Annotated in this window: 25 protein-coding genes; 6 read left to right on the plus strand and 19 right to left on the minus strand. The window is 38.3% G+C overall.

Going from position 1 to position 23,334, the window contains the following annotated elements; genetic code table 11:
- The first annotated feature begins 50 nt into the window (after positions 1–50).
- Both ABEG20_RS03085 and ABEG20_RS03090 read left to right on the plus strand, forming a co-directional pair.
- A complete protein-coding gene (locus ABEG20_RS03085) occupies positions 51–617 on the plus strand; it encodes a Maf family protein (RefSeq protein WP_406825930.1) in 567 nt (188 codons plus the stop codon).
- A 50-nt stretch (positions 618–667) separates the two neighbouring features.
- The gene (locus tag ABEG20_RS03090) at positions 668–1,348 is read left to right on the plus strand and encodes a hypothetical protein (RefSeq protein WP_406825931.1); all 681 of its coding nucleotides are present in this window, start codon (positions 668–670) and stop codon (positions 1,346–1,348) included.
- A gap of 27 nt (positions 1,349–1,375) precedes the next feature.
- On the opposite strand, the gene ABEG20_RS03095 is transcribed toward ABEG20_RS03090, so the two are convergent.
- Positions 1,376–2,290, minus strand: a complete 915-nt coding sequence (locus tag ABEG20_RS03095) for an exopolyphosphatase (protein ID WP_406825932.1) — start codon at positions 2,288–2,290, stop codon at positions 1,376–1,378.
- A gap of 301 nt (positions 2,291–2,591) precedes the next feature.
- On the minus strand, positions 2,592–3,308 hold the full coding sequence (locus ABEG20_RS03100; protein ID WP_406825933.1) for a DUF72 domain-containing protein: 717 nt from the start codon (positions 3,306–3,308) through the stop codon (positions 2,592–2,594).
- 466 nt (positions 3,309–3,774) lie between these two features.
- On the opposite strand from ABEG20_RS03100, the gene ABEG20_RS03105 reads away from it, so the two are divergent.
- Positions 3,775–4,725, plus strand: a complete 951-nt coding sequence (locus ABEG20_RS03105) for a hypothetical protein (protein ID WP_406825934.1) — start codon at positions 3,775–3,777, stop codon at positions 4,723–4,725.
- A 401-nt stretch (positions 4,726–5,126) separates the two neighbouring features.
- Here ABEG20_RS03105 and dnaJ read toward each other — a convergent pair whose 3' ends face one another.
- From dnaJ to ABEG20_RS03130, 5 genes are all read right to left on the minus strand, one after another.
- Complete coding sequence (dnaJ, locus tag ABEG20_RS03110) at positions 5,127–6,293, minus strand: molecular chaperone DnaJ (protein ID WP_406825935.1); 1,167 nt, start codon at positions 6,291–6,293, stop codon at positions 5,127–5,129.
- Positions 6,294–6,382: 89 nt separating this feature from the next.
- Positions 6,383–6,964, minus strand: coding sequence for a nucleotide exchange factor GrpE (locus ABEG20_RS03115; RefSeq protein WP_406825936.1), 582 nt, complete (start codon positions 6,962–6,964; stop codon positions 6,383–6,385).
- A gap of 127 nt (positions 6,965–7,091) precedes the next feature.
- Positions 7,092–7,775: an ATP-binding cassette domain-containing protein gene (locus tag ABEG20_RS03120; RefSeq protein ID WP_205058426.1), complete on the minus strand. Its 684-nt coding sequence runs from the start codon at positions 7,773–7,775 to the stop codon at positions 7,092–7,094.
- A 1-nt stretch (position 7,776) separates the two neighbouring features.
- Entirely contained in the window at positions 7,777–7,980 is a 204-nt protein-coding gene (locus ABEG20_RS03125) for a hypothetical protein (protein ID WP_039476747.1), read from the minus strand.
- Positions 7,981–8,048: 68 nt separating this feature from the next.
- The gene (locus ABEG20_RS03130; protein ID WP_406825937.1) at positions 8,049–9,065 is read right to left on the minus strand and encodes an acyl-CoA reductase; all 1,017 of its coding nucleotides are present in this window, start codon (positions 9,063–9,065) and stop codon (positions 8,049–8,051) included.
- Positions 9,066–9,143: 78 nt separating this feature from the next.
- On the opposite strand from ABEG20_RS03130, the gene ABEG20_RS03135 reads away from it, so the two are divergent.
- Positions 9,144–9,494, plus strand: coding sequence for a 4Fe-4S dicluster domain-containing protein (locus tag ABEG20_RS03135; RefSeq protein ID WP_025143125.1), 351 nt, complete (start codon positions 9,144–9,146; stop codon positions 9,492–9,494).
- Positions 9,495–9,542: 48 nt separating this feature from the next.
- Here ABEG20_RS03135 and ABEG20_RS03140 read toward each other — a convergent pair whose 3' ends face one another.
- From ABEG20_RS03140 to ABEG20_RS03150, 3 genes are all read right to left on the minus strand, one after another.
- Positions 9,543–10,085 carry an adenylate kinase gene (locus ABEG20_RS03140; RefSeq protein ID WP_406825938.1) on the minus strand — a complete coding sequence of 181 codons (543 nt, stop codon included), beginning with the start codon at positions 10,083–10,085 and terminating at the stop codon, positions 9,543–9,545.
- 139 nt (positions 10,086–10,224) lie between these two features.
- On the minus strand, positions 10,225–11,478 hold the full coding sequence (locus ABEG20_RS03145) for a serine hydrolase domain-containing protein (RefSeq protein ID WP_406825939.1): 1,254 nt from the start codon (positions 11,476–11,478) through the stop codon (positions 10,225–10,227).
- Between the two features lie 12 nt (positions 11,479–11,490).
- Positions 11,491–11,949, minus strand: coding sequence for a universal stress protein (locus ABEG20_RS03150; RefSeq protein ID WP_406825940.1), 459 nt, complete (start codon positions 11,947–11,949; stop codon positions 11,491–11,493).
- 109 nt (positions 11,950–12,058) lie between these two features.
- Here ABEG20_RS03150 and ABEG20_RS03155 point away from each other — a divergent pair, with 109 nt between their 5' ends.
- On the plus strand, positions 12,059–12,841 hold the full coding sequence (locus tag ABEG20_RS03155) for an NlpC/P60 family protein (protein WP_406825941.1): 783 nt from the start codon (positions 12,059–12,061) through the stop codon (positions 12,839–12,841).
- 144 nt (positions 12,842–12,985) lie between these two features.
- Here ABEG20_RS03155 and ABEG20_RS03160 read toward each other — a convergent pair whose 3' ends face one another.
- The 9 genes from ABEG20_RS03160 to hisG form a co-directional block, all read right to left on the minus strand.
- A complete protein-coding gene (locus ABEG20_RS03160; protein ID WP_406825942.1) occupies positions 12,986–13,882 on the minus strand; it encodes a WD40 repeat domain-containing protein in 897 nt (298 codons plus the stop codon).
- Positions 13,883–13,968: 86 nt separating this feature from the next.
- On the minus strand, positions 13,969–14,571 hold the full coding sequence (gene hisIE / locus ABEG20_RS03165; protein WP_406825943.1) for a bifunctional phosphoribosyl-AMP cyclohydrolase/phosphoribosyl-ATP diphosphatase HisIE: 603 nt from the start codon (positions 14,569–14,571) through the stop codon (positions 13,969–13,971).
- A gap of 60 nt (positions 14,572–14,631) precedes the next feature.
- A complete protein-coding gene (gene hisF / locus ABEG20_RS03170) occupies positions 14,632–15,387 on the minus strand; it encodes an imidazole glycerol phosphate synthase subunit HisF (protein WP_406825944.1) in 756 nt (251 codons plus the stop codon).
- Between the two features lie 93 nt (positions 15,388–15,480).
- Positions 15,481–16,230, minus strand: coding sequence for a 1-(5-phosphoribosyl)-5-[(5-phosphoribosylamino)methylideneamino]imidazole-4-carboxamide isomerase (hisA, locus tag ABEG20_RS03175; protein WP_406825945.1), 750 nt, complete (start codon positions 16,228–16,230; stop codon positions 15,481–15,483).
- 1 nt (position 16,231) lies between these two features.
- The gene (gene hisH / locus ABEG20_RS03180) at positions 16,232–16,825 is read right to left on the minus strand and encodes an imidazole glycerol phosphate synthase subunit HisH (RefSeq protein WP_406825946.1); all 594 of its coding nucleotides are present in this window, start codon (positions 16,823–16,825) and stop codon (positions 16,232–16,234) included.
- Positions 16,826–17,011: 186 nt separating this feature from the next.
- Entirely contained in the window at positions 17,012–18,145 is a 1,134-nt protein-coding gene (gene hisB / locus ABEG20_RS03185) for a bifunctional histidinol-phosphatase/imidazoleglycerol-phosphate dehydratase HisB (protein WP_406825947.1), read from the minus strand.
- A gap of 1 nt (position 18,146) precedes the next feature.
- Positions 18,147–19,187 carry a histidinol-phosphate transaminase gene (gene hisC / locus ABEG20_RS03190; RefSeq protein ID WP_406825948.1) on the minus strand — a complete coding sequence of 347 codons (1,041 nt, stop codon included), beginning with the start codon at positions 19,185–19,187 and terminating at the stop codon, positions 18,147–18,149.
- Positions 19,188–19,295: 108 nt separating this feature from the next.
- Positions 19,296–20,585: a histidinol dehydrogenase gene (gene hisD / locus ABEG20_RS03195; RefSeq protein WP_406825949.1), complete on the minus strand. Its 1,290-nt coding sequence runs from the start codon at positions 20,583–20,585 to the stop codon at positions 19,296–19,298.
- A 49-nt stretch (positions 20,586–20,634) separates the two neighbouring features.
- Complete coding sequence (gene hisG, locus ABEG20_RS03200) at positions 20,635–21,486, minus strand: ATP phosphoribosyltransferase (protein ID WP_406825950.1); 852 nt, start codon at positions 21,484–21,486, stop codon at positions 20,635–20,637.
- A 274-nt stretch (positions 21,487–21,760) separates the two neighbouring features.
- On the opposite strand from hisG, the gene ABEG20_RS03205 reads away from it, so the two are divergent.
- Positions 21,761–23,323 carry a L,D-transpeptidase family protein gene (locus ABEG20_RS03205; protein WP_406825951.1) on the plus strand — a complete coding sequence of 521 codons (1,563 nt, stop codon included), beginning with the start codon at positions 21,761–21,763 and terminating at the stop codon, positions 23,321–23,323.
- Positions 23,324–23,334: the final 11 nt, after the last annotated feature.

A 23,334-nucleotide genomic window follows, 5' to 3' on the forward strand; every position in this document is an offset into this window, starting at 1 on the left:
ATAAGAAAGCGGCTTTAGGTCGCTTTTCTTATTTTAGCAAAAAAATAAATATGCCAGCCAATTTTCCCCCCATTATTTTAGCCTCTAAATCTCCCCGCCGGCAAGAACTTTTAAGCCTTATGGGCTTGGTTTTTAAAGTCGAACTGAAGGACGTTGATGAAAGCTATCCATCCGGTTTAAGTCCGGCAGAAATAGCCGTTTATATTTCTGAAAAAAAGGCCATGGCCTTTACCGCTGATGATGAAATAGTGATTACAGCTGATACCATTGTTGCCTTAAATGGAGAAATTTTAGGTAAACCAGAAGATAGGAGACATGCGCAGGAAATGTTGAAAAAGCTATCAGGCAGTAAACACGAGGTTTTTACAGGTGTAACGCTTGCTAAGGAAGGCCGGATTCATTCATTTTATGATCGCACTATAGTTTATTGCAAGGCCGTAACAGCAGAAGAAATTGACTTTTATATCGATCATTACAAGCCCTTCGACAAGGCAGGTAGCTATGGTGTGCAAGATTGGTGGGGTATTGTTGTGGTAGAACGCATAGAGGGCTCATATACAAACGTAATGGGCTTGCCAACAGAAAAGTTATACAATGAACTTTTAAAGTTTATTTAAAAACCCTTTGTGGAATCATCCTGAAAGTTTCATCATCTATGAAAATTAGCATGATGAAAAACAAAATTAACGAAGTTAGCATTGCCGGCCCCTGTACACAAAACTGGGATGAAATGGCTCAAAGTGAAGGCTTTAATTTCTGTAAAGTTTGTAGCAAAAATGTGATCGATTTTTCTGGCTATACCAATGCCGAAATCATTGGCGTGTTGGCAAATGCTGGTTCTGCTCTATGCGGCCGCATGAGCCAAAGCCAGTTAAACCAGCTCAACTATCATTTAGCTATTGTTCCTGCAAATAATAAAAACCGGATGAAGTACCTTGGTGTACTGGCTATCGGCATGAGTATTTTTATGACGGATGCCAAGGCTGAAAATTTGAAGGAACCATTTGAAATAGTTAAAAGCGTTAATGAAAAAAGAGACCATAAAAAACCAATTGTACCTAAAAGAATATTTGGATATGTTATTGGAGCAGATAAAAAGCCGGTTGTAGGGATTAAGTTATCTATTCTAGATACTAAATATGCTACCTTAACGGACAAGAACGGTCGCTACGAAATTATTTTACATGATAAGTTCGATACCACTAAAAACCAACTGGTGGTTGAAAGTATCCTTTATCCGGCATTTTTAAGACTCGATTTTTCTAAAGAGAAACAAACTAACCTTCAAATTAAAAAGGCAGAACCGATGATTATGGGTAGAATGATCATAACATCAAAAAAGAAATAACCCTTAAATTAATACGTTTAACGCTGTTTAAATCATGCTGGCCAGAACACCCATTTTTAAATCATAGGTTGAGAGCATTAACCGGTTTATTTTCACTCTGCCTAATATATAGTTTGTAATTAAAGCGGCCATTACAATCATATCAACCCGTAACGGAATAATGCCTGGCATTTCCACGCGCTGCTGATGGGTAGAGTTGATCAGTTTTAGTGCAATGTCATTGTAATCATCATAGTTAAACTCATAAGTTTTAAGCTGTTCAAGCGCTATACTTTGGTGATGCTTTCTGGTAACCAATTCGGCAAATGTTTCGAATGCACCGGCCGAGCCAATTAAGATTTGAGGCCTGTATTTTTCACAAATTTCGAAAAGATCTGACATTTGTTCCTGGATGTGGAAAAGAATGTCGTGTTTGTCTGCATCAGAAAGCGGGTCTGATTTAAAGAATTGTTGCATTAACCGTGCTGCGCCGATGTTATAACTCTTCTTCCAGATCAATTTTTCGGTGTCGCATAACATAAACTCCACGCTACCACCACCAATATCCATAATTAATGATAGTTCCTGTATAGCACCGCTGAGTTTTACGCCCTGATAAATCAATTGGGCTTCTTTCTCACCGCTGATGGCTTCGATGCTTATTCCAGTTCTTTTATTGGCTGCATCTACGAAATCTTTTCCGTTTGCTGCACTCCTCACCGCTGAAGTTGCTGCAGCCCTAACCACATCAACCTGGTAATCAAGGATGGTTTGGCTAAAATCTTTAAGACAAACAATTCCTCTTTCAAAGGCTGCCGGAATGATGATGTTGTCGTTAATTCTCCCTTCTCCCAATTTAACGGGCACATTGGTTTTATATAAAATTTCTGGCTGGTTTCCAGCTATTTCAGCAATAAGTAAGTGGAAGGTATTGGTTCCAAGATCAATAACGGCAACACGCATATTTTTTATTTTATTTTTTTTTGGAAAGCAGAAACAGTATTTCTTCGGGAGCTGCAGTCCTGCTATCCATTAAATTTCGTTAATGTTAGAGCTAAATTAATTTAGTGCAACGAAATATCATTGCTATCAGGTTTATTTTTTTTAGTCTGTGGGCTTTGGCAAAATAGCGAAGCGTATAAAAATTTGGACTATTGTCAGGTTTCAAAAAAATACCTTGGTGTAAAACAAAATAACAATATTCACCCAAATTATTAATATGATCGAAGGAGTCAGATGGTAACATTTAACTTCACAAATAAACCTATTTCACCAATTCCTGCAATTGTTTTGCATTGTGTAATGCGCCAACGCCCCATGTATTATTAAAGTACACAAAAACCTCTTTCTCCTTATCTCCAATCTGGTTTTTAAAATCATTTATCACTTTAATATCGTATTCAGATTTGTACAAAACAGGTTTTCCATGAAAACGGTAATAAATAGTTTCTGTATTCCGAATTGCATCATCAGGTAGAGCAGAAGGATAACTTTGTCCACTAAACGTAATGTTGTTTTTAGCTAACTTTTTATAAATCTCTTCATTAAACCAGCTGATGTGGCGAAATTCTACCACATTTTTAAAATCTGAGTTTAAATTTTCGATCAATAGATTTAACCGTTCTTTACTGTAATCAAACTTTGGTGGAAACTGAAAAAGTACACAACCTAATTTTTCCCTCAATCCACTTTGAATAGCTTCGTAAAAATCATTTATCAGTTGCTTACATTCACGGAGTTGTTGATTATGCGTAATTAACCGTGGAGCCTTGATCGTAAATAAAAAATCATCCGCACTTTCATCGTACCATTTATGTAATGATTTTAGAGTGGGCATTTTATAAAAGGTAGAATTGATTTCTATGGTATTAAAGTGCTCGCAATAGTATTTAAACCATTCTTTTTGCGCCAAACCTCTCGGGTAGAAAATCTCTTTCCATTCGCGGTAATAGAAACCAGAACAACCAATTCGCCATTTCATATATAAGAAACAGGCATTAGGTAGAAAGGTTTATGAGCCGTTAGATATAGCTATAAAAATGATCAGAGAAATACCAATATAAGCGGATAGCTTTAAATAAATGGTGTCTGTTTTACTTATAAAACTTAAAGTAAGATTAACCCGAAAATGAAGTTGTCAATTTAGTATCTTTTTCCTATCCTTTCGTCATGCTGAACTTGTTTCAGCATCTTTCTTGCTTGACTAGACCCTGAAATAAATTCAGGGTGACGAACTTAAGTGAATACATTACTGAAAAAACTTCTGTAAAGGCGTTTTATTAATCGAATCAGGGTTTACAATTTTTGGTAACCTTAATTCCAATTAGTTTGAGTAATTGGTAAACATCTAAAAAGATGTCAATGGCATAAAACTCTTAACCTGTTACAACTTTTTGGTTTAAAAATTGCTCTGATCGGAGATCAGATTTATGAAAACAATTTATACGATGAAAACGATCTTAAAATTAACTGCCCTTGCGCTTACACTATCTTTTACGGCCTGTAAAAACGATAAGAAAAAAGATGATAATGCTAAAACTGCTTATGCCGAAGCAGATGAAAAAGATGTAAACGCTATTATTGAATATAATAATGTGATGGTTGGCTTTACGGATAAAAACAACGATTACATCAAACGTATGGAGGGCAACCTCATTAAAATTGAAAAAGGACTGAAAAATCCAAATGATCACTTTGCCTTTATTGGTTTGATCCAGCCATTTTCGATACCTACAATTGGTAGAAGCGGGTTAAAGCCTGATACCCCACCTCGTGCTTTAAATAAGGACGATCAGAAATTTTTTAAAGAAAATGTAACCGCAATGACTGGTTTATTGGATAAAATCAAAGAAACGTATAAATCTTTAGATGAATATATCAAGGCAGAAGACTGGAAAGATGATCAGGGAAGTAAAGGAAAAACCTTGGTGGATTCTATTTACGGCATGGGCAAAAAATACTACACGCATGATGAGTTGGTTTTAGCTAAATTAAACCTGATCGGAGACGATGCAGAACGGGTAATTTTAAAAACTCATCCTTTAAAAGAATATATATATGCGCTAAAGGATGACCGTAGTGCGACCGCTGCATTTACCAAATTAATGGCGGGTAATAAAAATTATAAAGCTATAGCGACTAAGGCTAAAGCTGCTTATCAGGCCCTTGAGGATCAGCATCATAAACATGCAGCTATGGCTGCACCCGATGCAACAAAATATCCTGGTAAGGACGGTTATTTTAGAAATTTTAATGAGAGGTTAAATGACTATTTAATTGCTGCAAGAAAAATGATGCGCGATGCTGCTGCATCTGGTCAGTTAACCGATTATAATATTGAAGAATTAGCACGCCACCAAGACAATATGCGTTCTGCCTACAACAATTTTGTAGATTAACTTTTAAAAATTAGGTTTCCTGACAATCTTTTTATGCTGAGACCAGCCTGTACTGAACTTAAAGAATTATTGAAAAGCCTTCAAATGAAGTTAAGGCCAGCTAACATTGACAGACCTTAAAAGAAGCGTCACTGTGAGGAGGAACGACGAAGCAATCTATTATGCTAACGATCCTTGCTATAGACATTGCTTCCCTGAAACTCGGGCCAGGCTGTCGGCTGAAGAAGCCTTCTCAGAGTGACAATCCATCAGGTATAATTTATTTCCATTAAATGTTAATATCATTTATATAGGTTTTTATAAAATAAATTAATGGTAAGGATGACTATCTGATTTTTGAACATATTTTAAAACAAAAAAGCCGATGCTAAAAACATCGGCTTCTCCATATACTGGATTAATTACTCAAAGTATTCTTTCATTCTTTCGAAAAAGCTCTTATCATTTTTACCTGGCTGAGGTTTAAAGTTTGGCGATTCGCGTAATTTCTCCAAAACATTTCGTTCTTCGCTACTTAAGGCTTTTGGTGTCCAGATGTTAATGTGGATAATCTCATCGCCTCTGTGGTAAGAATTTACCTCTGGTAAACCTTTGCCCTTTAAGCGTAATAATTTTCCGCTTTGGGTGCCTGGATCAATTTTAATTTTAGCTTTGCCATCAATTGTTGGTACTTCGATACTCATGCCTAAAGCAGCATCAACAAAACTTAAATGCAAATCGTAAACCACATTGTTGCCTTCGCGTTTCAAGGTTTCGTGTGGAATCTCTTCAATTAAAATAATCAAATCGCCCGGAATACCACCATTTGGCGCCGCATTTCCCTTACCGCTCATGCTTAATTGCATGCCTTCACTTACACCTGCAGGAATGTTGATGGTTATGGTTTCTTCGCCGCGTACAACACCATCACCGTGGCATACATTACATTTAGCGGTAATTTGCTGACCGCTTCCGTTACAGGTAGGGCAGGTAGATGCAGTTTGCATCTGCCCTAAGATGGTATTGGTTACCCGGCGTACCTGGCCACTACCGCCGCAGGTGCCACAGGTACTTACAGATGATTTATCTTTTGCACCAGAGCCATCGCAGGTTTTACAAACAATTAGTTTATTAACCTTGATTTTCTTTTCAGCACCATGTGCAATTTCTTCAAGGGTTAATTTAACTTTTATACGGAGGTTAGTGCCTTTAGCTACACGACGGCCACCACGTTGCTGGCCACCGCCGCCGCCACCACCAAAAAAGCTTTCGAATGGGTTGTGTCCACCAAAAATATCTCCGAAATTACTGAAGATATCATCCATGTTCATATTGCCACCACCATAGCCACCCGAAGCACTACTACCTACACCGGCATGGCCAAACTGATCGTAACGCTGTTTCTTTTCCGGGCTGCTTAAAACTTCATAGGCTTCGGCAGCTTCCTTAAATTTATCTTCAGCCGCTTTATCTCCCGGATTTTTATCCGGGTGATATTTGATCGCCATCTTACGGTAAGCTTTCTTAATCTCGTCAGCACCTGCGCTTTTGGTTACACCCAATACGTCGTAATAATCTCTTTTACTCATCTTCTTTATAAAATGATCAAATGATTAAGTGATGGGATGAATGAATATCAATTCAATCATTCAAAATTCAACCATTCAATAATTATGTCTTATGCTCCAACAACTACTTTAGCGAAGCGGATCACATTCTCGTTTAAGGTATAACCTTTTTCAACCTCGTCTATCACCTTACCCTTTAAATCTTCTGTAGGGGCCGGAATATTGGTAATAGCCTCATGGAAATCTGTATTAAAAGGCTGGTTGATACTTTCTACATCTTTTAAGCCTTTTTGTGCTAAAGTGCCCTTCAGTTTATTGCTAACCAATAAAATACCTTCTTTAACCGGAGCCACTTCGGTGGCACTTTCCATTGCTTTTAACGCACGGTCAAAATCATCTAAAACAGGTAAAAGCGAAACAATCACATCTTTACCTGCAGTTTGTAACAACTCTACACGCTCTTTTTGCGTACGGCGTTTGTAATTGTCGAATTCTGCATATAAACGCAGGTATTTATCGTTAAGCTGTTGAACCTCTGCCTGCAGTTTCTCTTCGGCAGATAATTCCGGTGCTTGCTCAGTCTCATTAGCAGTGGCATCAGCATTTTCTACATTTTCCGTAGTGTTTTCTGATGTGTTTTCAGGATTCATTATATTTTCTTCTTTATCGTGATTTTTCTTCTTATTAAACATAATATAAGGCTGAATTTTTTGGTGTTAATCTCAACTATTTTGCCATAAACGTAAATCAGCCAAGCTGTCAGATTTATTTGCGATTATCTGAACAGATTGGCTGATTAGCTGACGGATGTCAGAATTTTTATGCTATTTGTGCATCTTCGTGAACGATGCCATTTTCGCATTTGATAATGCGTGATGGGAAGGTGCGGATGATGTGGTAATCATGTGTGGCCATTAAAACTGCTGTTCCTGCCTGACTGATCTGCTTCAAAAGTGTTACAATTTCTTCAGAGGTTTCGGGATCCAAGTTGCCCGTTGGCTCATCTGCCAGGATAATTTCAGGATCGTTAAGCAAAGCCCTTGCAATTACAATACGTTGCTGCTCGCCACCCGAAATTTCGTGTGGCATTTTTTTGATCTTAGAACGCAAACCCACTTTGTCCAAAACATCTTTAATACGCTCATTAATCAGCTTTTCATCTTTCCAACCCGTAGCTTTAAGCACGAATTCGAGGTTTTTTTCAATAGTCCTATCGGTAAGCAATTGAAAATCCTGGAAAACCACCCCTAATTTACGGCGCAAAAATGGTACCTGGCTTTCTTTTAGGTTTTTAAGGTCGAAGCCGGCAATGTTGCCGTCGCCATTGCCAATATGCAGGTCGCCATATAATATTTTAAGCAAACTACTCTTACCTGAGCCTGTTTGGCCGATCAGGAACACGAATTCGTCTTTTTCGATGTGTAAATTTACATTGGAGAGGACTAAATGTTTCTGTTGAAAAACATCAACATTGTTTAAATGAATTACTGAATTGCCTGCCATATTATATTTCTAATTTTGCAATCTGCCCGAAAGGCAAATCTTTAACCATTTCCATAATGTAATCCTGCTTGTCGCCAAGTCCGAGTTTTTCCAGCGATTTATCAGGTCTATCTACCCTAAAATAAGCTAAAAGTGTAAACTTGTCATCTCTTAACTGTACGTAATCCGGAATTTTGGCTATGCCTTTAACTTTTACGATATACATTGTGTCCAAAAATAGCTATTTAAGCTGAAAGACCAAAGGAGAAAGCTGAAAGACTAAAGCGGAGAAATTTAATTAAGGTTGTTTAAGAACTCAATTGTATTCACGTTATCTGCATAATCCCAAAGTTTTGGATGCTGGCTTTGGCCAAAGCTAAAAGTGTTTAAATGTAAAGGAGATTTTGTAATGATGCATTGGATATTCTCTGATTTAGCCGCTAATTTATCTTCCACTTCCTGAAGATCATTGTATTCCTCATAAAAAAGCACTGCCAGGGGCGATGTAAAGTTTTCGTCTTCTTTTAACAATAAAAACCCGTTATCGAAATGTTTGGCAGCATTCACCAGGTAAATAGATTTATTATAATCGTAATTGTTCTGGTATTTAAAGTGGTTAATAATGGCTTGAAAACTTTCTATACCCTCATAGAAATTAGCAATGTTATATCGTTTAGGAAGATATATTTTAGAAACATTTCTACAGCCTAATCCAAAATAATCAAAAATATCGTTGCCCAGATTTTGGATATCCTCGAAACTTTCAGAACCATCTAATACTGCTACACTATTTCTGTTTTTGCGGATAATGTTAGGTACTTTACCGAAATAGTAATCGAAATACCTGGATGAATTATTACTTCCGGTGGCGATGACGGCATCGAAATCTTTTAAACGTTCTACATATTCAATTTTATCTGTAAAAGCAGGTTCAATATTGATCAATTCGGCAAGAACCGTTTTAATTAATTTATCATCTGATGAAGAAAGCTTGATTAAGGCTATATTTCCTGTTGCTAAAACGCATAAAACATCATGTAAGCCTACCAGTGGAATGTTTCCAGCCAGAATTAAACCAACCTTTTTGGGTGATTTACCAAGCTTTACCGTTTGGAACCAAAGGGCCAGATCAGGCTGATTTAACATCTCTGCAAATGATAAGACCGACTTTTTAATATTTTCCTGGGTAAACCATGCATTGGCACTTTCTGCACTGTAAAGTGTATTTCCCAGTATGTCAGTAGGGTTTGTAAGCTTTCTGCCGAGTTCACTAAATGCGATTATTGCTTTTTCTTGAGTTAATGCTGACATATTTAGAATTATTATTAATGGATTATATCTTATATTTGCAGCGCAAAGGTAAACTAAGCAAAAGAATTAGACGAAAACATGGCAATTAAAATAACAGATGAGTGTATAAATTGTGGGGCTTGCGAACCGGAATGTCCAAATAACGCAATTTACGATGCCGGTACTGCATGGCGTTTTTCTGATGGTACAAACTTAAATGGTATCATTGATTTTGGTAATCAACAAATTGAAGCAGATGCTGCTCAGGAAGCAGTTTCGGATGAAGTGTATTATATTGTATCAGATAAGTGTACAGAATGTAAGGGCTTTCATGATGAGCCTCAGTGTGCGGCAGTTTGCCCGGTTGATTGTTGCGTAGATGACGAAGATATCCGTGAAACGGAAGAAGAATTATTGGCTAAGAAAGCCTGGTTACACCAGGAAGGATAAGCTTTAAAAATATAACAAAAAGGCGCTATTTTTAAGCGCCTTTTTGTTTTAAAGACATTTCATTATTTTCTGAATCCGTTCTTCTATACTAAAATCTCCTCTGATCTCCAATACTTCCCTTTTTAAGGATTTTATCCAATCTTCGTGCACTTTTAACGATCGGCCGGTAAAGCCTGATTCCTTTGGGTCAATGTCATATTTTGATGCCCATTCCATAAACTCCTGATAGGCTTTGTTCCGATCCGGATTTTCGTAAATGGCTGATCCATATCTTTCAAATTCTCTCTCTTTTAATCTTTTTAGTCTTATTTCAGGTGGAAGCCATAGAAATACAATTAAATCAAACTTGGGAAACACATCGTCGCCCCAGCTTACGCTTGAACCGCCAAAAATCCAATTCTCCGTTGCTGTTAGCTCAGTTTTAATAAGTTGATTTCTTTCTTCCGGATTTCGTTTGGAAGTAAAAGGCGGATTAGTAGGCAACCAGAAATACTGGTCGCTATCAAAATAGGATATATTTAGTTTTTTTGCGAGCGCATGGCCAAGTGTCGTAACACCGGAAGAAGAAGCCCCAAATAAATGAATTTTCATTTTGTTTAATGATAAAAACGAGTCTCAAAAATCGCATTTATTTGGGATATTCGAAAAGCTATATAACTAATACTTAGTATAGGAATGTTATCTTAAAACAGATTCGATATTATCGCTTTGGTTAAAGGGGGGATCTCAGTCATTTAGCATCCTGATAAATTAATGCCTTAAACTGATTGGGCAGCTGTCCGTGAGATAATGGTGATTGCTGAACGTAAATTTGCGCTACCATTTTCTTTTTCGGGTCTACCCAATACGTTGAACCAAAAAATCCGCCCCACCCATATGAACCAGCTGTTTGTCCCAGTTTTTTACTTCCCTTATCAGAAACTACTTCAAAACCCAATCCGAAATAATTGTCTCCAAATGGAATACTGCCAATTTGATTTTTGGTCATTAAGGTTACGCTGTTTTGAGATAGAATTCTTTTGCCATTGTATTCACCGCCATTTAAAAGCATTTGTAAAAAAGCTCCATAATCTTTAGCGGTTGATACCAAACCGGCACCACCTGCAAAATACCCATTCTCATTGATGGGGTAATTAATGGATGATCCCTTAACTGTACCATCTACCCAGGGTATAACTGCTTTTGTTTTTGGATCTTCTGTATAAACGGATGATAATCTTGGCTGTTTATTTTTGGGCAAAGCAAAATAAGTGTCATTCATGCCCAGCGGAATGAAGATTCTTTCCCTGAAAAACTGGTCGAGATTTAAACCCGATGCTATCTCCACTAATCTGCCCAATACATCCATGCCCAAACTATATTGCCATTTCTGGCCCGGTTCAAAAGAGAGTGGAAGCTGACCCAGTTTATCCATATCAGTTTTTAACAGTTTTTTATGGTCTACAAAACCCGCTGAAATATCTGCCTTGGCATAAATGGCCTGCATTTCGGGCGAGCCGATTTGTGCATAGCCAAGGCCGGAAGTATGGGTAAGCAATTCGCGGATGGTGATTTCATGCCTGGCAGCTTTGGTGGTGTAGGTAGTGTCCTTTGGATTAAATTGATCTAAAATCCGAGGATTTTTAAAGGTGGGGAGGTATTTTGAAATGGGATCATCCAATGAAATTTTTCCTTCATCAACCAACATCATTACGGCAACGCTGGTGATTGCTTTGGTTTGTGAGGCAATCCGTAAAATATCATCGGTTTTGAATGGCCTTCCCACCTGATGGCCAAATGCTTTGTTGTACACTGTTTTTCCGTCAATGGCGATATTAGCTGTAATGCCTTTTATCCAGCCGCTATCCAGGTATTGTTTAAAAAGCTGGTCAATTAGACGGATTTTTTTTTCAGAAACGGTAAAGGTATTGCTGCTGGTTTGTGCGGTTGTGATCCGGCAGGTAAATAACAGGAACAGCAAGGGGAAGAAAAATAATTTTTTCATTGAGTTATTCATTTATTCGGCTGAAGCCTCCCATTTATTGGGGATAATTAATACCGGACAGGCAGATTTTCTAGCCACATGTTCAGCAACGCTTCCCATTAAGAAGTGGTATAAACCAGTTCGTCCATAAGTGCCAATCACAATTAAATCCGAACCCCATTCATCTGATTGCTGGATGATGCCATGTGCTGCGGTATCAACAATGCTCAGGTAAGTGGTGGTTATGCCTTTTCCATACCTAGTCTCGATTTCTTTTAGTAAAATGTGGCTGTTTTCTTCGCTGTTATCATAAGTTTCCAGGAAAACCGGGGCCAGCGTTAAGTCAGGATTTACATTAGCCGGAATAGGTTCAATAATGTTGACCAAGGCTACCTCGGCACCAACCTTTTCAGCCATATCATAACCGGCTTTTGCCGCTTTTTCCGAGCAGGTACTATTATCAACGGCAATCAATATTTTTTTAAAATTCATGGCAGGATTATTTAAAAATGAATAGCATAAAAATAACAAATTTGTATTCAAAATGTTAGGCAATGGATGTATTTTATTAGTTTTACAAGAGTTTAACGAGCAAGTTTAAATGGAAAATCAATACGGTATTTGTAGAGTCGCGGTAGCCCCTTTAAGAGCAGATGCATCAGATAAAGCAGAAATTGTTTCGCAACTGTTATTTGGCGATCATGTTGAAGTTATTCAGAAAGAAGAGCGTTGGTGGCTCATCCAGAATGGTTATGATGGTTATGAAGGCTGGATGGATTTCAGGCAGCTGGCACCCATTAGCCAGCATCAGTTTGCGGAAATGCACGATTGCCATTTACTGGCTCCTTTGAGCTTCAATAATGTATTAACGGCTAACGATGGCAGTTTGTATCATTTAAGTCCGGCAAGTAATCTTCCTTTTTTAAAAGATGGGTATTGTTATGCCGGAGAAGAAAAGTTTAAACTAAACTTTGAAGCGCATGACAATCGTACTGTAAATTTTACTGATAAAGTTACCGAAACAGCAAAATTTTTTCAAAATATACCTTATTTATGGGGAGGGAGGCATTTATATGGTTTAGATTGCTCGGGTTTTACGCAAACGGTATTTAAAATGCTGGGGATTAAATTAAACCGGGATGCTGCTCAGCAGGCCGAGCAAGGTGAACTGGTTGGTTTTCTGGCTGAATGCAGACCTGGCGATGTCGCTTTTTTTGATAACGATGAAGGCAGAATTACACATGTAGGTATCATGCTAAGCCCAAATGAAATCATTCATTCCTCAGCTAAAGTAAAAATCGATCCAATTGATGATCAGGGGATTTTTAATAAAGAATTGGGTAAATATTCGCATAAATTGAGAATTATTAAGCGATTTGTTTGATAATTGTCTGAAATGGACCTTAATCAAAAAAGATGAGGTTTTGCTTTAATTGCGCTGAAATCGTCATGCTGAACTTGTTTCAGCATCTCTAATTAAAGACCCTGAAATGAATTCAGGGTGACGCCTGATACTAATTAAACTAAATTATTCCATCTCCCAAACCATGACCTGTCGGTCATCACCCGTAGAGATCAAATACTTACCATCACGGCTCCAAATCATTTTATTGATGGAGTGGGTATGGCCAATGCCTGCTTTCTCTAAACTTAATATTTTATACAATTTAAAGTTTTCGGCATCCCAGAGTTTAATGCTTTTATCCTGACTGCTGGTGGCAAAATACGGAAGGGTAGGGTGGAAGATGATATTATACACGGTAAATAGGTGTGCCGGAACCGTTTCCCTAAGCTCATAATTTGGCAGATCCCATATTTTTAACTGTGCATCTCGGCTCCCCGAAATCAGGTATTTGCCTGCAGGATGATAAGCCAATGAGGTTACAGGTAATGAATGACCTTCGAGGGATTGTTTTAAACTATAATCGGCAAGGTTATAAATCCTGATCACGTGATCTTTACAGCCGAAAGCCACTTCATTTTCCTCAGGTGAAATCGCAATGGCCCTAACAGTGTCGTAAGCTACCTGAAAACGGTAAATTTCTTTAAAATCAGTTAACGACCAAACCGCAACGGTGCCATCTTCACCAGTGGTTAAAAGTTCATTTTTACCTTTTACCGTTTGTATATCGAAAATAGGTTTGGTATGCGCATTAATCCTTAATATTACCTTTTGTTCTTTTAGGTCATAAACACGGAAAGCGCCACTTCGTTCTCCAGCAAATAATCGATCATTATGGTAATGAAGGCAATAAACAGAGCTTTGTACCGGCATTTTAACCTTCACAAAAGCCATGTTAAGCAGCGACCATTCTACCACGCCCTTGTCATTTCCGGCGCTAAAAAATATGCCGTTTTCATCAGCGTTGGCTAAAGCGTAAACAGGATTTTGATGTCCGGGTAAGGTGTGTAGGTGTTTGAGCATGTGGGGAAGGTTGGAAGGAGGGAAGGATGGAAGGTTGAAGGATTTATGCAGTTGCCTTAGACCTTCACCCTCTCTACCCTCTACCTTTATTTATGTCTTTTCTCTAAATTTTTCGCTATATCCTGGATAGATAAACCTTTTTCTTTCAGTAAAAACAATAAGTGGAAAACAAGATCTGAAGCTTCTCCGATAAGTTCTTCTTCCGATTCTGCCAATGCGGCAATTACGGTTTCTACACCTTCTTCGCCAACTTTTTGGGCAATTTTATTTAAACCTTTATTGCGCATTTTGTTGATGTAAGAACCCTCAACCGGGTTTTCATATCTATCGGTGATGATATTTTCGAGTTCGAAGATGAAATTCTGGTTAAAATCGGTCTTAAAACAACTCCGGCTACCGGTATGGCAGGTAGGGCCAACCGCATCTGCTTTAATCAGGATGGTATCATGATCACAGTCAACAAAAAGTTCTTTTACGTACAAAAAGTTATTGCTGGTTTCCCCTTTAGTCCAAAGACGGTTTTTAGAGCGCGAAAAGAAAGTTACTTTGCCCTCTGCCTGCGTTTTCTCCAGTGCTTCAGCATTCATATAACCCAGCATTAAAACCTCTAAAGTTTTATAATCCTGAATAATTACTGGAAGTAAGCCAGCCGTTTTATCCCAATCAAGGGTTGATGTATCAATGTTCATTTTATTTTTTTATTTCGGAAAGACAGGCTCATGACTATGAACTGCCGACTCCGTACTTATTTATATTCTTACTGGAATATGATTTCTTTTTAATTCTTGTTTCAAATCAGGAATCAGGATTTCGCCATAATGAAACACCGAAGCTGCAAGTGCGGCATCAACGTTAGCTTTCTGGAAAACCTCCGTAAAATGCTCCATACTTCCCGCTCCACCCGATGCAATAATCGGGATATTGATCATCTGGTTTATTTTTCCCAATAATCCGCAGTCAAAACCCGCTTTGGTGCCATCATGATCCATAGAAGTTAACAAAATTTCTCCTGCACCTAAATCTTCCGCCTGTTTAATCCAGTTTTCGGTTTCCAGTTCTGTAATTAACCTTCCTCCATTTAAATGAACCATGTTTTTGCCGTCCACATGTTTGGTATCAACAGCTAGAACCACAAATTGTACACCGAAGGCTTTGGCCAAGTCTCCAATCAGTTGAGGATTGCGCACGGCCGCAGAATTGATACTGATTTTGTCTGCACCGGCATTTAAAAGTGCTTCAGCATCGGCAATTTCTGTTATTCCACCACCAATGGTAAAAGGGATATTCAATTGGCGGGCAACTGATTTAACCATTTCAATCATCGTTTTACGACGCTCGTGCGTTGCTGTGATATCCAGGAAAACCAATTCGTCGGCACCTTGTTGTGCATATTGGGCAGCCAGTTCAACCGGGTCGCCTGCATCGCGTAAATCAACAAAGTTTACACCTTTTACCGTGCGACCATCTTTAACGTCGAGACAAGGAATTATTCTTTTACTTAACATTTGTTTTATTTAGTTGTCATGCTGAGGAACGAAGCATCTTTTTCACAGGGTGCAGATCCTTCATTCTTCAGGATGACATCAATATTTATGAAATTAGATCGAACTCAATGCCTTCAAATTCCAATCTTTTATTTCTTCAATGGTGATCCGGTTTTCGTAAATGGCTTTGCCTACTACCACACTTCTGATCGGATATTTAGCCAGCTCATAAATATCCTCCATCGAACTCACACCACCGGAAGCAATTAATTTGATCATTGGTGAGTGTTCGAGCAGTTTTTGGTATAATTCAATCGCTGCGCCACCTAATTTTCCATCTTTACTGATATCGGTGCATAAGAAACGGAAAAAGCCCAGCGAAAGGCATTTATCAACGTAATCCATCAGTTTAATCGGCGAGCTTTCCATCCAGCCCGAATATTTAATTACTTCATCCAAAACGTCGATTGCGATGACAATACGGTTAGCATAATCATCTTTTTTAGCAAAGGCTTCGCTTAGTTGAGGTAAAAAATCGGGATTGGTAATGGCCTGTGTACCTACAATTACGCGGTGGATGCCAGCATCAAGCAAATTGGTCACCTGCTCAATGGTTCTGATGCCCCCGCCATACTGTACTTTCATCTCGGTTTTTTTGATGATCTCAAAAAGTGCTTTTTGATTGCTAAAATCGCCTTTAGCTCCGTTTAAGTCGATAATATGGATAAAATCTGTACCATTTGAACGGTATTTTTCTATCATTTCGGGAATGGAAACATCATATTCCGTTTTTTGGTTGTAATCGCCTTCACGGAGACGGACTACTTTTCCATCCAAAATATCAATAGCTGGTATTATGTACATTTTATAAGCTTAAGTTTGAAAAATTTTTTAATACTAGTTCGCCGGCTTTTCCCGATTTTTCGGGGTGAAATTGAACGCCGTAAAAATTATCTTTTTGTACCGCTGCCGAAAACTTTAAACCATAATCAGCAGATGCGATATCAAAAGTAGGGTTATATTCAATAAAGTACGAATGCACGAAGTAAAATTGTGTATTATCTTCAACACCTTCAAACAGTGAATTGTTTTTTGGCTTAACAGCATTCCAACCCATATGTGGGATCTTGATATTCAGTGACTTGTCGAATTTTTTGGTTTTCACCGGAACGATATTTAACAATGCGGCATCACCCTCTTCAGAATGTTCCGTAATGAGCTGCATGCCCACACAGATACCAAGTACGGGTCTGGTCAGTTTTTTAATGGCTTCAACAAGGCCTGTTCCCTTTAGTTTTTCCATGGCAGCGCCCGCATGGCCAACACCTGGGATGATGATGTGGCTATATTTTTCGAGGTCATTTTCTGTATTTACCATGCCGTAGGTCACGTTTAGGCGGTCTAGTGCTGCGGTAAGGGAGAAAATGTTGCCTGCTCCGTAATTTATAATTCCAACCATAGTTAATAGTTCAGATTTCTTTTTTTGGGTTTGAAAATGAATGTCAGTTTTTTATGGGTACTGTATTCCCGCTATTCGTTTCAAGTCCCGATGAAGAATCGGGAGCCTTCCACTGCTATCGGGTTTATTTAACAGCAGATGAGCTTTAAAACCCACCGCCTTAAGCCCTTTTACCTTACGCCTTTTTTACAACATTCCCTTTGTGCTCGGCAATACCATTTTCTCAGCATCGCGTTTTATGGCCATTTTAATGGCTTTGGCAAATGCTTTAAAAACAGCTTCAATTTTATGGTGTTCGTTATCACCCTCTGCTTTTACATTTAAATTGCATTTTGCAGCATCGCTGAACGATTTAAAAAAGTGGTAAAACATTTCCGTTGGCATATCGCCCACTTTTTCGCGTTTAAATTCAGCATCCCAAACGATCCAGTTTCTTCCCCCAAAATCAATGGCTACCTGTGCCAGGCAATCATCCATCGGTAAGCAAAAACCATACCTTTCAATGCCTAACTTATTGCCTAATCCTTTAGCAAAGGCTTCTCCAAGTGCTATACCGGTATCTTCTATGGTGTGGTGCTCGTCGATGTGTAAGTCGCCTTTTGCAATTACCTCTAAATCTACACTTCCATGTCTGGCAATCTGATCAAGCATGTGATCGAAAAAATTTAAACCGGTTTCTATTTTCGCTTTCCCTGTTCCATCCAGGTCGAGGTTAATGGTAATATCAGTTTCGTTGGTTTTGCGCTCATGGTGGATTTTTCTGCTTCCCGCTTTGAGCAAATTGTAGATATCTTCCCATTTCCTGGTCTCTAAAATGATAATGTCCAAAAGCGTTTCATGCTTATCCAACGCCTCTGTAGAACCCAATGCATCATTCTGACGAAGAAAAATTGCTTTTGCGCCCAAATTTTTGGCCAATACCACATCATTCAAACGGTCGCCAATCACAAAAGAGTTTTTCAGATCATAATCTTCGCTGAAATATTTGGTTAATAAAGCTGTACCAGGTTTACGGGTAGGGGCATTATCTTTGGCAAAAGTTCTGTCAATTACAATCTCACTAAAATGTACACCTTCTCCTGCAAAAGTATCCAGCATGAAATTATGAATCGGCCAGAAATTTTCTTCAGGATTTGACAATGTACCCAATCCATCCTGATTGGTCACCATCACCAGTTCGTAATCCAGCTCGGCTGCAATTTTCGATAAATAATACAAAGCGCGCGGATAAAATTTAAGCTTTGCGAAACTATCTACCTGCTCATCATCAGGCTCGATATTTAAGGTTCCATCCCGGTCTATAAATAATACTTTTTTCATCTTAGAAATTTTCTAGAACAGTTAATAGTTTGTCGTTTTCTTCTTTTGTACCTACCGTAATCCTTAAACAACCTTCGCATAAGGTGACCTTAGAACGGTCGCGAACGATGATCTCCTGATTAACCAGAGTGTCATAAATTTTTCCTGCATCGGTCACTTCCACGAGTATAAAATTTGCGTCGGATGGATATACTCTTTTAACTGCATTTACATTATTTAAAGCGATGGATAAACGCTGTCTTTCTGCAACAGATGCTTTGATCCAATCGTTCACCTGAGCGATATTTTTTAAGGCTTCAAATGCTAAATCCTGAGTAGCCTGATTGATGTTATAAGGTGGCTTAATTTTGTTCAAAACATCGATCACTTTTGTTGAAGAAAAAGCCATGCCTAAACGTAAAGCAGCGAGCCCCCAGGCTTTCGAAAAAGTTTGTAAAACCACCAGGTTTCCGTACTCTGTTAACTCCTGGATAAAGGTCTTCTGACGGGCATAATTTATGTATGCTTCATCCACTACGACGATGCCATTAAAGTTGGCTAAAATGGTTTCAATATCTTCACGGTTTATCGAATTTCCGGTCGGATTATTTGGCGAACAAATGAAGATTAATTTGGTGTTTTTATCAATCGTTTCTGCAATCTTTTCCATGTCTAACTGGAAGTCCGGAAGCAGGCTCACTTTACGTATTTCTACATCATTTATGTTGGCCGAAACTTCGTACATTCCATAAGTTGGAGGCAGCACAATTACATTGTCTTTTCCTGGATTACAGAAAGCGCGAAACAGTAAATCTATAGCTTCATCACTACCGTTTCCTAAAAAAGTATTTTCAATTGGTACGCCTTTTATTTTACTGATGGCATCTTTCAAATCCAGTTGTAAAGGATCTGGGTAGCGGTTGTAATTTGCCGGTAATGGAGAACCATAACTGTTCTCATTGGCATCTAAAAATACGGATGCCTGACCTTTAAATTCGTCCCTTGCGGTAGAGTAGGGGCGAAGGTTTTTTATATTTTCTCTTACTAAATCGTTAATGTCCATTGTTGTGTTTTATTCGTCACCCTGATCCGATAACCATCGGATTTATTTCAGGGTCTTTTACTGTTATAGATGCTGAAATAAATTCAGCATGACGTACAGCAAAGATGTTTATCTAATTAAATTTTTAAGTCTTATGCTCACTGCATTTTTATGCGCTTCTAAGCCCTCTGCAGCTGCAAGTATTTCAACTGTAGTGCCAATATTGTCCAAACCTTCCTGAGATAAATGCTGAAAAGTGATTTTTTTCAAAAAAGCATCTGTTGATACGCCAGAATAAGCTTTTGCAAAGCCACTGGTGGGTAAAGTATGGTTGGTTCCCGAGGCATAATCGCCAACACTTTCTGGTGTAAGGTTGCCTAAAAATACCGATCCTGCATTGATAATCAATGGAATAAGGCACTGGAACTGCGCTGTAGCCAATATTAAATGCTCAGGTGCATATTCATTAGAGAATTGCATCGCTTGCTCCAGATTTTCTGCTAAAATTGCGTAAGAATTGGCGATTGCTTTGGCTGCAATGTCTTTACGTGGAAGAATAGAAAGCTGATTTTCAACTTCTTTTAAGGTTTCAGCGATGATCTGACTAGAATTAGATACTAAAATAGCCTGACTATCAATCCCATGTTCTGCCTGTGCAAGTAGGTCGGCGGCAATAAATGACGGATTGGCAGTCTCATCAGCAATAACCAATACTTCCGATGGTCCGGCAGGCATATCTATAGCTACTTTATTTTGAACCATCGTTTTTGCCGTGGTTACATAGCGGTTGCCAGGGCCGAAGATCTTATACACCTGTGGTACGCTTTCCGTTCCGAAAGCCATCGCCGCTACAGCCTGTGCACCGCCGATCAGGAATACCTTTTCAATACCCAGCAGCACCGCACAATAAGCCAGATAACAATTGGTTTTGCCATTGCTTTGTGGGGGAGAGCATACTACAATTTCTTTACAGCCTGCTATGATTGCAGGGGTAGCCAACATTAAAAAAGTGCTTGGTAAAACGGCTGTTCCGCCTGGGATATAAAGCCCAACTTTTTCAATTGCTCTTGATTCACGCCAGCACAAAACCCCCGGCATCGTTTCTATTTTATCTTCAGTTTTTAACTGTGACTGGTGAAAAGTTTTGATGTTCTGGTAAGCTGTATCAATGGCTTTTTTTGCTTCAGCAGGAATGGTGGATGCAATTGCTTTTAATTCTTCAACATCCAAAAACAACTTCTGCAAATCAACTTTATCAAATGCTTTTGCGAAGTTGAAAAGTGCCTGGTCGCCATCTTTTTTCACCGTGCTGATGATGTCGATTACCCGTTCTTCAACCAGTTTATCGTCTTCAATCTGCCTTGAACAAATTTCTTCAATTTTTGATTTAGATAAATCTTTATAATTGTAGATTTTCAATGTTTTATAATTTAAAATTAACTAATAGTTAATGTGAATTTAAACGATTTTACCTGATTATTTTCTCGATTGGCATTACTAAAATACCTTCGGCTCCGGCAGCTTTTAAGCTGTTAATTTTATCCCAGAAATCCTCTTCAGCAATTACAGAATGAACGGCTACCCAGTTCGGTTCGAAGAGCGGAACTACCGTTGGACTTTTAACACCTGGAAGAAGATCCACAACTTTTTGAAGGTTATCTTTGGATACATTTAGCACCACGTATTTGTTAGATTTTGCGCTGAGTACAGAGCGGATGCGTTGAAGTAATTCTGCGACTTCCGGATTGTCGGCTATCGATTTATTTCCGATTAAAACTGCTTCAGATTGCATCACATCGGCGAAAGGTTTCAGGCCATTGCTCTTTAATGTTCCACCTGTTGAAACGATATCGAAAATGGCATCGCTTAAACCTAAACCCGGACCAATTTCTACCGATCCTGAAATGGTTCTGATATCAGATTTGATGCCTTTTTCCTGTAAAAATTTTTCGAGGATTACCGGATAAGAAGTTGCAATTGCCTTGCCGTTTAACTCTTCTAGTTTTTGGATATTACTGGTGGCCTGAACAGCAATTTTTAAGGTGCATTTTCCAAAGCCTAATTTTTGAAGATAGTTTACTTCAGCTTTGGTTTCTACGATTACATTTTCACCAACAATACCTAAGTCGGCAATGCCATCCTGCACGTACTCCGGAATATCATCGTCGCGAAGGAAAAGAATTTCTAAAGGAAAATTAGTAACGGTTGAGATCAGGGAACTTTTGTAGTTTTCGAAAGATAAACCACAGTTTTTGAGTATTTCTACAGATTTTTCGTTTAATCTACCCGACTTTTGGATAGCGATTTTAAGTGTTTTCAAAGTATTGAATATAGAGTGAACAAGAAATTATTTTACGGAAAAAAGTTTTGAAGTACAAAACAAACATATCATATCGCCTATCGGCGATGGTGTAAATGTAAGTGATGGTTCAAAGTTAAATTCATAAATTATTTCTGCCAGTATCAATACTTTAGCTGATAAGCGCTGGCAAATATAGTGTTTGATTTGGGAAAACAAAAAATAATGGCACTTAATTTGCCATTATGCTGTTTTTATTGTCATTAACCAGTATTTATATTAAAATTCTACGCTTTTGAAAAAGTTTCATTTTCTTATTCTTCCATTTATTTTATTTATATCTGCCTGTGGATGGTTTAAAAGCCCACCCGAAATTGGCAAAGTGCTCTCTGAGCATTTCAAAAATAAAATCTATAAAGATTTTGATACTGTAGCCTATGATAGTGTTTTTGTGAAAACAATGGACAGTCTTTCCGGTAAATTTGTTAATCCTAAAACCATAAAAGCGTTTTATAAGAATAATAATACCCAACCTAAATTGGTTACGCAATTCTTTATCAATGGCCAATTGGATACGCTAGTGAGTTATTTAGATCAAAGCCAGGCGCATGGTTTTAATCCAAAGATTTTTAAGGGCGATGAAATTAAAAGCTTGTTGGCCATGTTAAGGTCCAACAAATTTAAGAAAGTGGCGGAAAGTTATCCTGTAATAGCCAAATTAGAGCTGTTATCTGCAAATGCTTACCTAAATTACAATAATTACCTCAGGTATGGGGTGGTAAATCCACGTGCAGTCTTTTCGCGTTATTACATTAAAGTTAAACGTCCGGATAGTTTGGGGATGATTAATCTTTTAAATGGCAAAAGTCTTTCAGATACCCTAAGATCCGTTCAGCCAAAGTCTGTTCAATACAAGGCTTTACAAGCTGCTTATTTAAATACAGATTCGGAAAGTGAAAAGCGGATTTTACTATTGAATATGGAGCGTCTTCGTTGGAAAATGCCAGAGACCGGAGACAATTATGTACAGGTAAATATTCCTGATTTCAGGTTGACCTGGTTCGATAAAAAAGATACCGTGATTACCATGAAAGTTTGCGTTGGCGGGAGGCGTGAAAATGGTTACGAAGAGAAGCTTAAGGCCTTTGCAAAATCGGGTAATTTGGATGATAAACCAAAGAACCATGAAACACCTTTATTGTTCAGTAAAATCAACTCTATTCAGGCCAATCCGGTATGGAATATTCCGGTAAGTATTGCCCAGAGCGAGATCTATTGGATGGCCAGAAAAGACCCCTTTTATTTATCGAACAGTAACATCAAAGTATACTATAAAGATAAGCTGATCGGTGAGCCTGATACCATCAATTGGAATAAGTATTCGAGGGATAAATTACCATTCAAATTTAAGCAGGGATCTGGTGGTGGAAATGCCTTAGGAAAGTTCAAATTTATCTTCGATAATAGCTCGAGTATTTACCTGCACGATACCAATAACAAGAATGGATTTAACCTAACCAACCGGGCCATTAGTCATGGTTGTGTGCGGATTGAAAAACCGCTTGAATTTGCCAGACTTTTGGTAAAAGATTCTTACACTTATGACAAATTAAGAGCGGAAGTTGATTTGCCTCCGATAGATAGTACACATGTAAAATGGTATAAAAAACGCATGGCCCAAAAGGCAGATACTACGAAAGCTTTCCAGTTAAAACCAACCTGGTTCGGACCGAAAAAAGCTGTTCCGTTAATTATCACATACCTTACAGCCTGGTCGCAAAATGATCAGATTGAATATCGACCGGATGTGTACGGCATGGATGAGAAACTTTGGGCTGCGATGAAGAAGTTTAGATAAGAAATTAAGTT

It is taken from the genome of Pedobacter sp. KACC 23697 (assembly GCF_045348445.1).
GTDB lineage: Bacteria > Bacteroidota > Bacteroidia > Sphingobacteriales > Sphingobacteriaceae > Pedobacter.

Bases quoted from the DNA above. Each gene is read 5' to 3' on its own strand.
- ABEG20_RS03085 (WP_406825930.1), top strand. From the start codon at position 51: ATGCCAGCCAATTTTCCCCCCATTATTTTAGCCTCTAAATCTCCCCGC.
- ABEG20_RS03090 (WP_406825931.1), top strand. From the start codon at position 668: ATGATGAAAAACAAAATTAACGAAGTTAGCATTGCCGGCCCCTGTACA.
- ABEG20_RS03095 (WP_406825932.1), bottom strand. From the start codon at position 2,290: ATGCGTGTTGCCGTTATTGATCTTGGAACCAATACCTTCCACTTACTT.
- ABEG20_RS03100 (WP_406825933.1), bottom strand. From the start codon at position 3,308: ATGAAATGGCGAATTGGTTGTTCTGGTTTCTATTACCGCGAATGGAAA.
- ABEG20_RS03105 (WP_406825934.1), top strand. From the start codon at position 3,775: ATGAAAACGATCTTAAAATTAACTGCCCTTGCGCTTACACTATCTTTT.
- dnaJ (WP_406825935.1), bottom strand. From the start codon at position 6,293: ATGAGTAAAAGAGATTATTACGACGTATTGGGTGTAACCAAAAGCGCA.
- ABEG20_RS03115 (WP_406825936.1), bottom strand. From the start codon at position 6,964: ATGTTTAATAAGAAGAAAAATCACGATAAAGAAGAAAATATAATGAAT.
- ABEG20_RS03120 (WP_205058426.1), bottom strand. From the start codon at position 7,775: ATGGCAGGCAATTCAGTAATTCATTTAAACAATGTTGATGTTTTTCAA.
- ABEG20_RS03125 (WP_039476747.1), bottom strand. From the start codon at position 7,980: ATGTATATCGTAAAAGTTAAAGGCATAGCCAAAATTCCGGATTACGTA.
- ABEG20_RS03130 (WP_406825937.1), bottom strand. From the start codon at position 9,065: ATGTCAGCATTAACTCAAGAAAAAGCAATAATCGCATTTAGTGAACTC.
- ABEG20_RS03135 (WP_025143125.1), top strand. From the start codon at position 9,144: ATGGCAATTAAAATAACAGATGAGTGTATAAATTGTGGGGCTTGCGAA.
- ABEG20_RS03140 (WP_406825938.1), bottom strand. From the start codon at position 10,085: ATGAAAATTCATTTATTTGGGGCTTCTTCTTCCGGTGTTACGACACTT.
- ABEG20_RS03145 (WP_406825939.1), bottom strand. From the start codon at position 11,478: ATGAAAAAATTATTTTTCTTCCCCTTGCTGTTCCTGTTATTTACCTGC.
- ABEG20_RS03150 (WP_406825940.1), bottom strand. From the start codon at position 11,949: ATGAATTTTAAAAAAATATTGATTGCCGTTGATAATAGTACCTGCTCG.
- ABEG20_RS03155 (WP_406825941.1), top strand. From the start codon at position 12,059: ATGGAAAATCAATACGGTATTTGTAGAGTCGCGGTAGCCCCTTTAAGA.
- ABEG20_RS03160 (WP_406825942.1), bottom strand. From the start codon at position 13,882: ATGCTCAAACACCTACACACCTTACCCGGACATCAAAATCCTGTTTAC.
- hisIE (WP_406825943.1), bottom strand. From the start codon at position 14,571: ATGAACATTGATACATCAACCCTTGATTGGGATAAAACGGCTGGCTTA.
- hisF (WP_406825944.1), bottom strand. From the start codon at position 15,387: ATGTTAAGTAAAAGAATAATTCCTTGTCTCGACGTTAAAGATGGTCGC.
- hisA (WP_406825945.1), bottom strand. From the start codon at position 16,230: ATGTACATAATACCAGCTATTGATATTTTGGATGGAAAAGTAGTCCGT.
- hisH (WP_406825946.1), bottom strand. From the start codon at position 16,825: ATGGTTGGAATTATAAATTACGGAGCAGGCAACATTTTCTCCCTTACC.
- hisB (WP_406825947.1), bottom strand. From the start codon at position 18,145: ATGAAAAAAGTATTATTTATAGACCGGGATGGAACCTTAAATATCGAG.
- hisC (WP_406825948.1), bottom strand. From the start codon at position 19,187: ATGGACATTAACGATTTAGTAAGAGAAAATATAAAAAACCTTCGCCCC.